A 14407-nucleotide genomic window follows, 5' to 3' on the forward strand; every position below is an offset into this window, starting at 1 on the left:
GGCAGTTTCCCTTTTCCGGGTTTTCCGGAAAAGGGGCCGGCGGGCATACGGAAATGCCGTGCCCCCGCAGGAGCTGCGGGGGCACGGCATGGGGCGTGGTGGTCGGTCAGGCGTACTGGGCGACCAGGCTGCGGGGGCGGATGTCCGTCCAGTGCGCGGTGATGTACTCCAGGGCCTCGGCCCGGTTACCCGGCCCCCAGACGCCTTCCCAGCCTGCCGGGATGTCGGCGAAGGCCGGCCACAGGGAGTGCTGTCCCTCGTCGTTCACCACGACGTGGAAGGAGCCCTCGGCGTCGTCGAAGGGGTTCGCGATGTCGCTCATGAATAACTCCTCGTTTCGTTTTCCCGCAGGCTGCTTTCCTGCAGGCTTTTCTCCTGTAGCGCGGAGATTTTCTCCGCGATGACTTTTCCGATGTGTGCGAGTGGTTCTTCCTCGGCCATCCGGAGATGCGTGGAATTCACGGTGTGGTTCTCGACCGGTCCCGTCAGATACGGATTCCAGGTGGCGGCCAGCGCACCTTCCGGTTCACCGGGCCTGCGGGCGGTGAAGAACACCGCGCCGGTGTCCGCGACCTCGGGCACGTGCCGTGCCATGAGGGCCGCGTGGGTCTCGGAGGCCCGCTGCACCGCCCGTATCTCCTCGGCGCTGAAGCCGTCGAGCACCGGGTCCAACGGCTCCGGCAGCGCGTCCTCCCCGGGCGCCGCCTCCCGCTCCCGCTCCGGCAGCACGGACACGCTGCCCGGCCCGGTCTGGTGGACGTCCATCAGCGCGAGCAGTTCGACGCGCTGGCCGGCCGCGCGGAGCCGGACGGCCATGGTGTGGGCGACGATCCCGCCGAAGGACCAGCCGAGCAGCCGGTACGGGCCCCAGGGCTGGACCTGCCGGATGCGTTCCAGGTAGTCGTCGGCCATCTCCTCGACGGTGCGCGGGAGGTGGCCCGGCTCGCTCAGCGCGCGGGCCTGGAGGGCGTACAGCGGCTGGTCCTCCCCGAGGTGCCGGGCCAGGCCCGCGTACGACCAGCCGACCCCGGTCCCCGGGTGCACGCAGAACAGCGGGCGCCGGGTGCCCCGGGTGTTCAGCGGCAGCAGGACGCCCATCGCGCCGGCCGTGCCGTCCGGGTCCTGCGCGCCGAGCAGCCCGGCCGGGGTCGGGGCGCGGAACAGGTCGCGGACCGTCCGGTCGATGCCGAGGACCGAGCGCACCCGGCTCACCAGGCGCACACCGAGCAGCGAATGCCCGCCCAGCGTGAAGAAGTTGTCGTCCAGACCGACCCGGGGCGCGCCCAGGATCTCGGCGAACAGCCCGCACAGCACCTCCTCCCTGGCGTTGCGCGGCGCCCGGTACCCGACGGCGGTCCGGTCCGGTGCGGGCAGCGCCCGGCGGTCCGGCTTCCCGTTCACGGTCAGCGGCAGGGCGTCCAGGACGACGACCGCCGACGGCACCAGATGGGCGGGCAGCGCGGTACGGGCCAGGGCGAGGACGTCCGCCCCCGTGACCTTTGACGCCCCGGTCCCCTCGGATCCGGCGCGCGGCACCACGTACCCGACGAGGGTCCGCTCGCCCGGCCGGTCCTCGCGCACCACGGCGAGGGCCTGGCCGACCGAGGGGTGCGCGGCGAGCGCGTGCTCCACCTCGCCGGGCTCGATCCGCACCCCGCGCAGCTTCACCTGGCCGTCCGCCCGTCCCAGGAACCGCAGTTCGCCCTCCGGCGTCCAGACGACCCGGTCGCCGGTGCGGTACATCCGGCTGCCGTCCGCCTCGAACGGGTCGGGCACGAACCGCTCGGCGGTCAGGTCCGGGCGGCCGGCGTACCCGCGCGCCACATGCGTACCCGCGATGTACAGCTCACCGGGCACCCCCGGCGGCACCGGCCGCAGCGCCGCGTCCAGGACGTGGCTGCGGGTGTTGTCCATGGGCCGGCCCAGATGCAGCCCGGCCGCGCCGAGCGAGCCCCGGCCGCCGGTGAGCCACTGGTTGTGCGAGGCGAACGTCGTCTCGGTCGGGCCGTAGGAGTGGACGAGGGCGGTGTCCGGGCAGTGCGTCAGGACCCGTTGCACGGCGGTGGGCGAGGCGACGTCGCCGCCCGTCCACACCTCGCGCAGCAGCCGCAGCGTGTCCAGCGCCTCATCGGCCATCACATGGAACAGGCCGACGGTGAAGTAGGCCGCGGTGACGCCGTGTTCGCGGACGGCGCGGGCGGTCTCCGCGAGGTCGGTGCCGTCGCCGCGCATGACGACCAGGCTGCCGCCGTTGAGGAGCGGCACCCACATCTCGAACACCGAGGCGTCGAACCCGGTCGCGGAGTGGACCAGCATCCGGTGGGGACCGGCGGCCGTGGTGTCGCGGTCGGCGGCCAGCTCCGTCACATTGCGGTGGGTGACGCCGACGCCCTTCGGGCGGCCGGTGGACCCGGACGTGAACATCACGTACATCAGGTCGTCCCCGTCGACCGCCACGGCCTCGCGGTCCGCGGGAGGGGCGCCCTCGGCGGGCGCGTCGGTCAGGAGGACCGGTACGGAGACCTCCTCCGGCACCGCGCCCGCCTGCCCGGTGGTGGTCGCGACGAGGCGCACGTCCGCGTCCCGGACCATCAGCGCGATCCGCGCCCCGGGCAGCGCCGGGTCCAACGGCACATACGCGGCACCGCACTTGAGGACGGCGAGCGCGGTCACCACCAGCGGGACACCGCGTTCCAGCAACACCCCGACGGTGTCGCCCCTGCTCACCCCGGCCGCGCTCAGCCGGGCGGCCAGCGCGTCGGCACGGGCGTCGAGCTCGGCGTAACCGACGGTCTCCGCGTCGGTGATCAGCGCGGGCGCCCCGGGCGTGAGCGCGGCCCGGCGGGCGATCGCCTCGTGGACGGGGGCCCGGTCGCGGGTGACGGTGGCCGTGTCGTTGTACTCCGCGACCAGCCGGAACCGCTCGGCGTCGGTGAGCAGGCCCACCGCTCCGATCCGTACGCCCGGGTCGGCGGCGACGGTGTGCAGCAGACGCCCGACGTGGGCGGCGAGCAGGTCGGCGGTGGCGGCGTCGAACAGGTCGGTGGCGTATTCGAGCCCGCCCGCCAGACCGGCCGGCCGCCCCGCCTCGTCCTTCCGCTCCCACAGGGCGAGGGTGAGGTCGAACTTGGTGGACAGCGTTTCCAGCGGCGCCGGTTCGGCCCGCAGCAGCGGCCCCTCGGCGCGGTCGGCCGTGTAGTCGTGGTGCAGCTGTACGACGAACTGGGCCAGCGGGTGGTGGGCAGTGGAGCGGGCCGGGTTGAGGTGTTCCACGATCCGGTCGAAGGGAAGCCGCTGATGCGCGTAGGCCGCGAGATCCGTGTCGCGTACCCGCCCCAGCAGCTCGCTGAACTCCGGGTCACCCGACGTGTCGGTGCGCAGCACCAGCGTGTTGACGAAGAAGCCGACCAGATCGCTCAGCGCCTCGTCGTCGCGCCCGGCCGTCATGGTGGCCAGCGGCAGATCGGTGCCCGCCCCGTGCCGGGTGAGGACTGCGGCGAGCGCGGCCTGCAGCACCATGAAGAGCGTCGCGCCGTGGCGCCGGGCCAGCTCCTCCAGCGCCTCGTGCGTGGCCGCGTCGACGGTGAGCGGCGCGTGGCCGCCCCGGTGGGTGGCCTCGGCGGGGCGGGGCTTGGCGGCGGGCAGTTCGAGGACGGGCGGCGCCCCGGCGAGGGCGCGTTCCCAGAAGGCGAGGTGGTCATGCGCCGCCGGTCCGTCGAGAAGTTCCTGCTGCCAGAGGGTGTAGTCGGCGTACTGGACGGGAAGCGGCTCCCAGCCCGGTGCGCGGCCCTCGGCGCGAGCCGCGTAGGCGGCCCCCAGGTCCGCGAGCAGCGGGCCCGTCGACCAGCCGTCGGCCGCGATGTGGTGGACGACCACGACGAGCACCTGACCGCCGCCGTCGTCCGGGGTGAGGAGGGCGGCCCGCAGCGGGAGTTCCCCGGCGAGGTCGAAGACGTGCCCGGCCGCCGAGGCGACCGCCGCCCGGAACCGCCCGGCCGGCACCGTCCGTACGTCGAGCACGGGCCGGGCATCCGCCACGATCTCCTGGTACGGCTCCCCGTCCACCGACGGATAGCGGGTCCGCAGCACCTCGTGGCGCTCCACCAGATCGGCCAGGGCACGGCCGAGGACCTCGGCGTCCAGCGGCTCCGCCGGGCGCAGCACCAGCGGGATGTCGTACGAGGCGCTGGGACCTTCCAGCGCGTCGATGAACCAGAGCCGGCGCTGCGCCCGGGACAGCGGCAGGCGCTCCGGCCGCTCCGTGCGGCGGACCAGCGTCGGCGCCTCGTCCCCGGTGGCCCGGTGCTCCGCGATGCGGCGGGCCAGGGCGGCCGGGGTCGGGGCGAGCAGCAGGTCCCGGACGTGGACGTCGACGCCCAGGCGGGCCCTGATCCGGTTGGCGAGCCGCACCCCGCTCATCGAGTGGCCGCCGATGGTGAAGAACCCCTCGTCCGGGCCGACCTCGTCCAGCCCCAGGATCTCCGCGAACATCTCGCGCAGGGTGTCCACGTGTTCGGCGTCCGGTGCGCCGCCCGCCCGGGCCGCCTCGGCGTCGGCGGCCTGCCGGGCGGCGAGGGCCGCGACCCGCTCACGGCGACCGGCGAGGGCCAGGCGCTCCTCGTCGCCCAGCAGCACGGCGTCGGCGACCGGCGCCCCGGGCTGCTCGGCAGCCGTACGCAGGGCGCGTTCCAGGGCGCCGAGGAGAAGGCGGGCGGTGTCCTCGTCGAGGACGTCACGCGCGTATTCCAGGCCGAGTTCGAGCCCGGCGGGCGAGCCGTCGGCGGTGCGGTGCTCCACGCAGGCGGCGGTCAGGTCGAACTTGGTGGTCGCGGGGCCCTCCGCCCGGAAGCGGCCGGTGAGCGCGCCGAACGCGAAGGGCGCGTCGTCCGGGGCGGCGGTGCGCAGGGTCAGCATCGTCTGGAAGAGCGGGTGCACCCCGGGCGTGCGCGGCGGGTTCAGATGCTCCACCAGCAGGTCGAAGGGGAGGCCCTGGTGCTCGTAGGCGGCGAGGTCCGTGTCGCGGACCCGCTCCAGCAGCTCGGCGAAGGCCGGGTCACCCGACGTGTCGGTCGGCAGGACCAGCGTGTTGACGAAGAAGCCGACGAGCGCGCCCAGCGCCTCGTCGTCCCGCCCCGCCACCGGCGTCCCCACCGCCACCCGCTCCCCGCAACCCGCCGCCCGCAGCGCGAGGGCCAGCGCGGCCTGGACCACCATCAGCATGCTCGCGCCGTGCGCGTCGGCCAGCCCGGCGAGCCGGGCGTGCGCGGCCGGATCGAGGCGCGTGGCGACGACACCGCCCCGGTGGTCCGGCACCGCCGGGCGCGGCCGGTCCAGCGGCAGGCCGGTGACGGCCGGCAGCCCGTCCAGCGCGGCCCGCCAGTGGGCGAGCCCGCGCGCGACGGCGGAGTCCGGGTCGTCGGCCGTACCGAGGACGTCGTGCTGCCACAGGGTGTAGTCGGCGTACTGGACGGGAAGGGGCTCCTGCTCCGATGCCCGCCCCTGCGCACGGGCGGCGTAGGCGGTGGCCAGGTCGTTCATCAGCGGCGCCAGCGACCAGCCGTCGCCTGCCACATGGTGCAGCAGCACCGCCAGCACCGCCGCCGGTCCGTCACCGGCCGCGTCCTCGGGTACGAACAGCGCGACCCGCAACGGCAGTTCCCGCGCCAGGTCGAACGTCTCGGACACGAAGTCCTGGACCCGCTCCCGCAGTTCACCGGCCGGGCACTCGACCGTGCGCGCCCGCACCGCCGACGCGGCCAGGACATGCTGGTACGGCTCGTCCTCCGGGGCCAGGAACACGGTCCGCAGCACCTCGTGCCGCTCGGCGAGATCCGCGACGGCGGCGGCCAGCGCCGCCCGGTCCGGCACCCCGTCCAGCTCCAGCACGATCGGCATGTTGTAGGCGCAGGACGGGCCGTCCAGCTGGTCCAGCAGCCACAGCCGGCGCTGCGCGTGCGAGAGCGGCACCCGGTCCTCGGCGGGCAACGGCTCCTCGTGGACGACCGAAAGACGGGGGTCCGTGGTCCGCAGCGCCTTGCGGTTGATCTTCCCGGAGCTCGTTCGGGGCAGCGCGGCGACGATCCCGACGGCGGCGGGCACGGCGGCGGCGGGCATCCGCTCGCGCACCAGGCCGCGCAGCTCCTCGGCCCCCACCCCGCCCTCGGTGACGACGAACGCGACGAGCCGCTTGACCCCGTCCGCGTCCTGCTGGGCGACGACGGCGGCCTCCCGGACCTTCGGATGGGCCGCGAGGACCGAGTCGATCGCGGCGGGGTCGATGCGCTGCCCGCCGATCTTCACCTCGTCGTCCAGCCGCCCGTGGTACAGGATCTGCCGGTCCTCGCTGATCGTGACGAGGTCCCCGGTGCGGTAGGCGCGCTCCCCGTCCAGCTCGGTGAACCGGCGGGCGTTCAGCTCCGGATTGCTCAGATAGCCGTACGACAACCCGCCGCCGAGCAGCCACAGTTCACCGCCGACGACGGCCGCCCGGACCCCCGGCAGCGGTCGGCCGATCGGCACCGGACCGTCCCCGTGGCGGGTCAGGTCGGCGACCGTCGCGACCACCGTGGTCTCCGTGGGGCCGTACGCGTTCAGCAGCCGCGTGCGCTCCCCGGTCAGCTCGCGCCACTGGGCGACCCGCTCCGGAAGCGCCGCCTCCCCGTAGATGATGACCGTGTCCAGGCAGCCGGGCAGGGGCACCGCACCGGTGCTGAGGACGTGGACCAGCTCGTGCCAGTACGCGGCCGGCAGGTCGAGCACCGTGATCCCGTGCCGCGCGCAGCCGGCGAGCAGATCGCGTACGTCCAGCATGTCGTCCGTCCGCAGCACCAGCGTCCCGCCGGCCCCGAGGGTCGCGAACACCTCCTGCACGCTGGCGTCGAAGTGCAGCGGCGAGAACTGGAGGACCCGCGAGTCGGGCCCGATGCCGTACGCGGGGACGGCGCCCGCGATGAAGTGCGCGAGCGAATCGTGGGCGACGACCACGCCGTTGGGGGTGCCGGTGGACCCGGAGGTGTAGATCACGTACGCGGCACCGGTCGGTGCGCCCGGTCCGGGCAGGACGAGTTCACCGGCGGCGGCCACCTCGGCGGGCGTCGGCGCCAGGTCGCCGCAGCTGTCCTTGAGGATGGCCGCGTTCCGCGCGTCGGGGGCCTGGATGTCGAGGGGAAGGTAGGCGGCGCCGGTGGTGAGCACGGCGAGGAGGCCGACGATCGCGTCAATCCCGCGGGGGCGGTGGAGGGCGACCAGCCGGCCCGGGCCCGCGCCCTCGGCGGTGAGGGCGCTCGCCCGATCCCGCACGGCGGCGGCGAGCTGCGCGTAGGTCAGCCGGGCGGTGTCGTGGACCAGGGCGACCGCTTCGGGGCGGGTACGCGCCTGGTGGGCGATGAGGTCGAGCACCGGCGGGGCGGGCGAGGGAGAGGGGCCGCCGTCGAGCAGGTCGTCCGTTCTGATGGGGGGCATCCTGGGGTTTCCTCCGTCTGGGGCGCCGAGAGACCGGGGCGAACGGTTCCTCTCGCCTCCGTGCCTTCACGCTAGGGGCCCCCGACCGCCCCTCTCGGCAGTCCGCCCGGCAGCTCCGAGCGGCAGAAACGGGGGTACGGAGCTGCCGCTCCGCACCCCCGTCCGCCCGCCCGGATCACCCCCGCCGGGCCCCCGCCCTGGTCCGGCGGCGCAGCGTCGGAGCGGCCACCGGATCGGCGTCCTCCGGCTCGATCGCGTCGGCCACGGCCCCGGCGAGCCGCCGGGAGAGCGTGGCCGCCGTCGGGTTGCGGAACACATCGCGCAAGGTCAGGTCCCGGCCGAACTCCTTCCGGATCCGGTTCAGCAGACGTACCGCCAGCAGCGAGTGCCCGCCGGACTTGAAGAAGTTGTCGTCCGCCCCGACGTCCCGCCCGCCCAGCACCTCCCGGAAGATCCCGAGCAGCCGCCGGTCCGCGTCCCCGCCGCCCACCGGTGCGGCGGCCGGGCCCGCTGCGGCGTCCTCGGACAGCTCCGCCGGGTCCTCGCCCGGCGCGGGCAGCCAAGTCGTCCGCACCACCCGGGACGGGGCCAGATACTCGGGCAGCCGCTCGGCGGCCCAGGCACGCAACGCGCTCTCGGCGGGCGGCGTCCCCGGGGCGCAGGTGACGAAGACCAGCAGCCGCCCGTCGCGCACGAGGACCCGCGCCCCGGTCACCGCCGGATGACGGGTGAGGACGCCCTCGACCTGACCGGGCTCCACCGGATAGCCGTTCACACGCTCGACGGCCACCGGCCGCAGCACCCCGTCCGCGCCCCGGTACGCCCGCCGCCCGGTGGCGCGCAGCCCACCGCCCGGCGCCGGCTCGTGCACCTCGCCCGGCACCCGGACCGGCACCCGGCGCCCCCGCGCGTCGAGGACCACCTCAGGGCCGTCCGGCGCGGGCTGCCCGCCGCCCAGCGCGGAGAGCGGCGCCTCCGGGTCCGCCGCGCACGCATCCAGCGTCTCGGCGAGGCGCCGCACCAGCAGCCGGGCCGTCTCCGCGTCGTACAGCGCGGTGGCGTACTCCAGAGCGCCCCGCAGCCCGGCCCGCTCCCCGTCCGGGCCCACCGTCTCGGTGAGCGCGAACGTCAGGTCCGACTTGGCGCCCGCGCCCCGGAACGCCACCGGCTCGCCGTCCAGCGCGGACCCGGTCGCCGAGGCGTCGGCCGCGCCCGCCGCGTGCACCTGGAGCATCACCTGGACGAGCGGCGCGTGCGCGGACGAGCGGTGCGGGCTCAGGTGCTCCACGAGCCGGTCGAACGGCAGATCCTGGTTGCTGTACGCCCCGAGGCCCCCGTCGCGGACCCGGCGCACCAGCTCGGTGAAGGCCGGGTCGCCCGAGGTGTCCGTACGCAGCACCAGCGTGTTCACGAAGAACCCGACGAGCGGGTGCAGCGCCTCGTCGCCCCGGCCCGCCACGGTGGTGCCGATGGCCAGGTCGTCCCCGGCCCCGTGCCGGGTCAGCAGTGCGGCGAGCGCGGCCTGCACCACCATGAACAGGGTGACGCCGTTCTCCCGCGCACACCGCAGCAGCGCCCGGTGGGTCTCCGCGCCCACCTCGAACTGCGCGAGCGCGCCCCGCCCGTCCGGCTCCGGCCTGCGCGGCCGGTCGGTGGGCAGCGCGAGCAGCGGCGGCATCCCGTCGAGCGCGGTGCGCCAGTACGCCAGCTGCTCACCGGCCACCCCGTGCTCACCGTCCAGCAACTCGTGCTGCCACAGGGTGTAGTCGGCGTACTGGACGGGGAGCGGCTGCCACCCGGGCGCCCGGCCCGCGCACCTGGCCCGGTAGGCCCGGTCCAGATCGGCGAGCAGGCAGCCGGTGGACCAGCCGTCCCCGGCGATGTGGTGCACCAGCAGCACCAGCACCTGGCCCCCGTCGGCCTCCTCCAGGAGCCACGCCCGGAACGGGATCTCCGCGGCGAGGTCGAACACGTACCCGGCGGCGGCGTCCACGGCCGCCCGCAGCTCCTCGGGACCGCCCGTCCGCACCACGTCGAGCACGGGCTCGGCGTGCGCCAGCACCTCCTGGTACGGCTCCCCGTCCGCCGACCGGTGCACCGTGCGCAGCACCTCGTGCCGCCGTACGACATCGGCGAGCGCGGCACGGAAGGCGGCGGGCTCGACCGGGCGGCGCAGCCGGGTCACCACCGGGATGTTGTAGGTCGCGCTCGGTCCCTCCAACTGACCGACGAACCAGAGCCGTTGCTGCGCGGCGGAGAGCGGGAGCCTCTTCGGCCGCAGAGTGGCGGGCCCCGGGCGCAGCGGCGGCCGGACCGGCCCGTCGCCCTGTTCCGCGAGGCGCCGCAGCAGCCGGGCGGGCGTCGGCGCCAGGAACACGTCACGGATGGCGGCCTGGACGCCGAGCGCCTTGCGGATGCGGTTGGTGAGCTTCCCGGCCAGCAACGAGTGCCCGCCCAGCTTGAAGAAGCTGTCGTCCGGGCCGGCGTCGTCCCGGCCCAGCACCTCCGCGAACAGGCCGCGAAGGATCTCCTCGCGGGGGTCGGCGGCGGCGGTGCGCCGGTCCTCGCCGTCACGCGGCTCGCCCTGGGTGGCGGCGGCACGCTGTTCGGCCCGGGTCAGGGCCTCGTGACGGCGGTCGATGGCCTCGCGGTCCGAGGCGGTGAGCAGGCCGGTCCGGCTGAGGGGTGTGCCGGCCGGCTGTTCCGCGTACGCGGTCAGCGCGCGGTGGAACAGGGTGAGGAGCAGGCGCGCCGTCTCCTCGTCGTACAGGTCGGTCGCGTACTGCAGGCCGAGCAGTACCCCGGCGGGATCGCCGTCGGGGCCGTACGTCTCGGCACAGTTGAAGCTCAGGTCGAACTTGGCGGTGGCCAGGTCCGCGGCGTCGAGGGTGCCGGATACGGCCCCCAGGGTGCAGGAGGTGTCCTGCGCGGTCTGCGTGGTCAGCATGACCTGGAAGAAGGGGTGCAGGCCGAGGGACCGTTCCGGGTTGAGGTCCTCGACGAGCAGGTCGAACGGCAGGTCCTCGTGGGCCATGGCGGCCAGGTCCCGTTCCCGGACCCGGTCGAGCAGCGTGCCGAGGTCCGGGTCGTCGGACAGATCGGCGCGCAGGGCGAGCGAGTTGACGAAGAAGCCGACGAGGTCGTGCAGATCCTCCTCGGGCCGGCCCGCCACCGGTGTCCCCACCACCACGTCCGGCCCCGCCCCCGCCGCCTGCAAAGCGGCGCAGAGGGCGGCCCGGGCGGTCATGAAGAACGTCGCGCGGTGGGCGCGGGCGGTCGCGGCGAGCGCCTTGTGGGCGGCGACGGAGAGGCGGGTGGTGACCAGCTCTCCCCGGTGGCTCGGCTCGGTCGGGCGCGGGCGGTCGGCGGGCAGCCGGGTCGCGGCCGGTGATCCCTCCAAAGCATTACGCCAGTAAGCGAGTTGGTCGTACGCCAGGCTGTCGGGGTCGGCGGGTTCGCCGAGCATGTCCCGCTGCCACAGCGCGTAGTCCGCGTACTGCACGGGCAGGGGTTCCCACCCGGGTGCGCGGCCCTCGCACCGGGCCGTGTAAGCCCGGTCGAGGTCGGTGAGCAGGCAGCCGACGGACCATCCGTCGGTCGCGATGTGGTGAACGAGCAGCACCAGCACGGCACTTCCGTCCCGAACCGTGAACAGCCGTGCCCGCAAAGGCAGATCGCGCGTGACGTCGAACGGCAGCCGCACGAAGGCGGTGACCAGCGCGTCCACGTCGTCGCCCGGCCCGCACTCCCGTACCTCGAGGCGCACGTCGGGATCGCCGACGACCTCCTGATACGGCTCCCCGTCCACGGCCCTGTAGACCGTGCGGAGCACTTCGTGGCGGTCCACCACGTCACGGACCGCCGCCTCCAAGGCGCCCGGGTCGGGCGCGGCCTCCAGGCGCAGCACGACGGGCGCGTTGTACGCGGCCGACGGGCCGTCGAGACGGTTCAGGAACCACAGCCGGTGCTGGGCGTACGAGAGGGGGATCACGGTTGCTGCTCCTCGGGAACGACGGGGGAGGGCGGGAGAACGGGACGGGGCACAGGCGGCGGTCAGCCATCCTTGGCGGCCGTCAACTCCTCGATGTGGGCGGCGAGATCACGCAGCCTCGGGTGGGCGTAGACGGCCTTCACCGGAAGTGCGACGGCGAGTTCGGCACGTACGCGGGACACGAGCTTGATGGCGAGCAGCGAGTGTCCGCCCAGCTTGAAGAAGTTGTCGTCCGGGCCGATCGACGCGGCGCCCAGCACCTGCGCCCACACCCGGGCGATCAGCTCCTCCGCCCGCCCGTTCGGCCCGGCGCCCTGCTCCGGCGCCTCGACCGGCGCGGCCGCCTCGATCCGGGCGGGCAGCGCGGATCGGTCCAGCTTGCCGCTGGGCGTCGTCGCGAACCGGTCGACCGCGACGAACGCGGACGGCGTCATGTACGAGGGCAGCGCCCCCGCCACGGCGGTACGCAGCGCGGTGGCGTCCCCGCCCCGGTGGTAGGCGATCAGGCACGGCGTGCCCCCGGCGTCCTCGCCCAGGACCACCGCCGCCTCGGTGGCGCCCGCCCGGCTCAGCGTCGCCTCGATCTCCTGCACCTCGATGCGGTGGCCGCGCAGCTTCACCTGCCCGTCGAGCCGTCCGAGGTGCACGAGGTGCCCGTCCGGCAGCAGCCGGCAGCGGTCCCCGGTGCGGTACATCCGGCTCCCCGGCGCGCCGAACGGGTCGGCGACGAACCGCTGGGCGGTCAGGTGCGGGCTGCGCCGGTAGCCGCGCGCGATCCGGGGCCCGGCGAGATACAGCTCCCCGGCCTCACCCGGCCCGACCGGCGCCATGCGGGCGTCGAGCAGCCGCATCCGCAGCCCCGGGAGCACGGCACCGATGTGCGGCTCGCCCGGCTCCTCGATCCAGCCGGCCGTGGCGTCGACCGTGCACTCGGTCGGCCCGTACACGTTCACCGCGCGCAGCACGCCCGCCCGGTGGGCGTCGGCCAGCCGGTCCCACAGCGCCGGGCCGATCGCCTCGCCGCCGACGAGCAGCGTCAGCGGGCGCGGGCCGCCGTCCGGGGTGAGCAGGTCCAGGAGCGGTTCGGCGTGCGACGGGGTGATGTCCAGGTCGGTGAGCCCCTGCGCGTCGATGAAGGCGGCCAGCAGGGCCGGGTCGCGGCGGGTCTCCTCGTCCATCATCACCAGCGTGTCCCCGCGCGACAGCCGGACCCACTGCTGCACCGACGCGTCGAACGACGGTGACGCGTTCCATCCGACCCGCCGCCCCTCACCGCGTGCCGCGCCCTCGTCCTCCAGCTCCCGCAGCAGCAGCGAGGCCGAACCGCGCGCGATCTCCACCCCCTTGGGCCGGCCCGTGGAGCCGGAGGTGTAGATGACGTACGCGAGTGCGTCCGGCCCCACCGGCACCGGCGCGAACGCCTCGCCGGGGAGCGCGGTCAGCTCGCCGACCGTGACGGCCCGGGGGCCGGGAAGCGCCGGACCGGTGCCGTCGGTGACCACCAGGTCGGCCCCGGAGTCCTCGAGGAGCAGCCGCCGCCGCTCCTCGGGGAGCGCCGGGTCCACGGGCAGGTAGGCGGCGGCCGCCGTGAGGGTGCCGACGATGGCGGTGACCAGGTCGGCCCCGCGCGGCAGGCAGAGCGCCACGACGCTCTCCGGACCGGCGCCCAGCCGGGCGATCTGGGCCGCGAACGAGGCTGCGCGCTTGCGGAACTGATCGAACGTCAGCTCCTGGTCCCCGGAGACCACGGCGGTGCGGTCGCCGGGCACGGTCGCGAGCCGGGCCATCAGGTCGGCGGCGCCGGTCCCGGCGGCCGTGCACGTCGCGCAGGGGCAGCCGGCCGGGTGGGCGAGGGCCGGGGCGGTCGCGCGCTCGGGGAGTACGGCGGTCATGGCGGGGCTCACTTTCCGTACAGGGTGGTGGAGGGGGCGGAGGCGGGCGAGCAGTCGGACAGCGGCACCGGCTCGCCCATCGCGACGAGGATCTTCCGGTCGCCGGTGAACGCCTCGCGGCCGTGCGCGCAGAGGATGTTGTCCACGAGCATCACGTCACCGGACTGCCAGCTCTCCCGCACGGTGACCGCCTGGTACGCCTCGTTGATCGCGTCCACCTCCGCGTCGGTGAGGGCGGTGCCGTCCCCGAGGAAGGTGTTGAACGGCAGCCCGTCCGCGCCGAACGTCTCGACCAGCACGTCGCGGACGTCCTCGTCCAGGCTGCGGGCGTTCCAGAAGGCGAAGTGGTTGAACCAGACCTTCTCACCGGTCACCGGGTGGGTGATGATCGCCGAACGCCGCTGCCGGGTCCGCAGGGTGTCCTCGTCCAGCCAGTCGTAGCCGATGGCGTGCGCGTCGCAGTACTCCTCGGCACCGGCCGGGTCCTCCGAGGAGAACGCCTTGCGCCACGGCATGCCCGCCAGGTCCGAGTAGTTGCGTACGAGCAGCCAGCCGGCCTCCGCGAACCGCGCGGTCAGCTCCGGCGGCAGCTTCGCGAGCGCCGCCCGCATGTCACCGACCGTCGTCGCGCCGCCGGTCTCGGCCGCGGTGACGCAGCCGAAGAGCAGCACACCGGGGAAGTCCAGCGTGTAGCTGTTCTCGTTGTGCAGCCGGATCGGCTGGACGGCCGGCAGGTCCGTGGAGGAGAACACGCCCTCACCGAAGTCGGTGCGCGGGGTGGCCTTCTCCTTGTAGCCGGCCCGCTCCGCGATCAGCGCGTCCCGCGCCTCGGCGAACGTCGCCGCGTCGCGCACGGGCAGACCGCGCAGCATGACCGCGCCGGACCGGTGCAACTCGGCCTGGATCGCGGGCCGCTGGGCGGTCAGCCACGCGGTGGCCTCCGCCATGGTGCCGAACTCCGGCGTGTGGACGATCACCGGCTTGCCGGGCTCCCGGACGGGGGCGATACCGGTGGCGGGCGGCTGGGCGAGAGCGGTCACGATGGGTTCCTCTTCCTTGGGTT

The 14407-nt window shown here is 74.8% G+C and carries 5 protein-coding genes; all 5 read right to left on the reverse strand.

The genetic code is table 11. From position 1 onward, the window contains the following. Positions 1 to 106 precede the first annotated feature (106 nt). Positions 107 to 322 (reverse strand): MbtH family protein, encoded by a 216-nt coding sequence (locus AMK18_RS03105; protein ID WP_018100448.1) that lies wholly within the window; start codon positions 320 to 322, stop codon positions 107 to 109. Next, positions 319 to 7461 carry a non-ribosomal peptide synthetase gene (locus AMK18_RS03110; RefSeq protein ID WP_073861540.1) on the reverse strand — a complete coding sequence of 2381 codons (7143 nt, stop codon included), beginning with the start codon at positions 7459 to 7461 and terminating at the stop codon, positions 319 to 321. The genes AMK18_RS03105 and AMK18_RS03110 overlap by 4 nt, the downstream gene beginning before the upstream one ends. Before the next feature lie 175 nt (positions 7462 to 7636). Then, positions 7637 to 11452 carry a condensation domain-containing protein gene (locus tag AMK18_RS03115; RefSeq protein WP_073861541.1) on the reverse strand — a complete coding sequence of 1272 codons (3816 nt, stop codon included), beginning with the start codon at positions 11450 to 11452 and terminating at the stop codon, positions 7637 to 7639. 62 nt (positions 11453 to 11514) lie between these two features. Further along, the gene (locus tag AMK18_RS03120) at positions 11515 to 13344 is read right to left on the reverse strand and encodes a non-ribosomal peptide synthetase (protein WP_073861542.1); all 1830 of its coding nucleotides are present in this window, start codon (positions 13342 to 13344) and stop codon (positions 11515 to 11517) included. Between the two features lie 8 nt (positions 13345 to 13352). Beyond that, positions 13353 to 14384 carry a TauD/TfdA family dioxygenase gene (locus tag AMK18_RS03125; protein ID WP_018100445.1) on the reverse strand — a complete coding sequence of 344 codons (1032 nt, stop codon included), beginning with the start codon at positions 14382 to 14384 and terminating at the stop codon, positions 13353 to 13355. Between the last annotated feature and the right edge of the window lie 23 nt (positions 14385 to 14407).

The sequence above is a fragment of the Streptomyces sp. CB01249 genome (genome assembly GCF_001905735.1).
In the GTDB taxonomy this organism is placed as follows: domain Bacteria; phylum Actinomycetota; class Actinomycetes; order Streptomycetales; family Streptomycetaceae; genus Streptomyces.

Bases quoted from the DNA above. Each gene is read 5' to 3' on its own strand.
- AMK18_RS03120 (WP_073861542.1), bottom strand. From the start codon at position 13,344: ATGACCGCCGTACTCCCCGAGCGCGCGACCGCCCCGGCCCTCGCCCAC.
- AMK18_RS03110 (WP_073861540.1), bottom strand. From the start codon at position 7,461: ATGCCCCCCATCAGAACGGACGACCTGCTCGACGGCGGCCCCTCTCCC.
- AMK18_RS03105 (WP_018100448.1), bottom strand. From the start codon at position 322: ATGAGCGACATCGCGAACCCCTTCGACGACGCCGAGGGCTCCTTCCAC.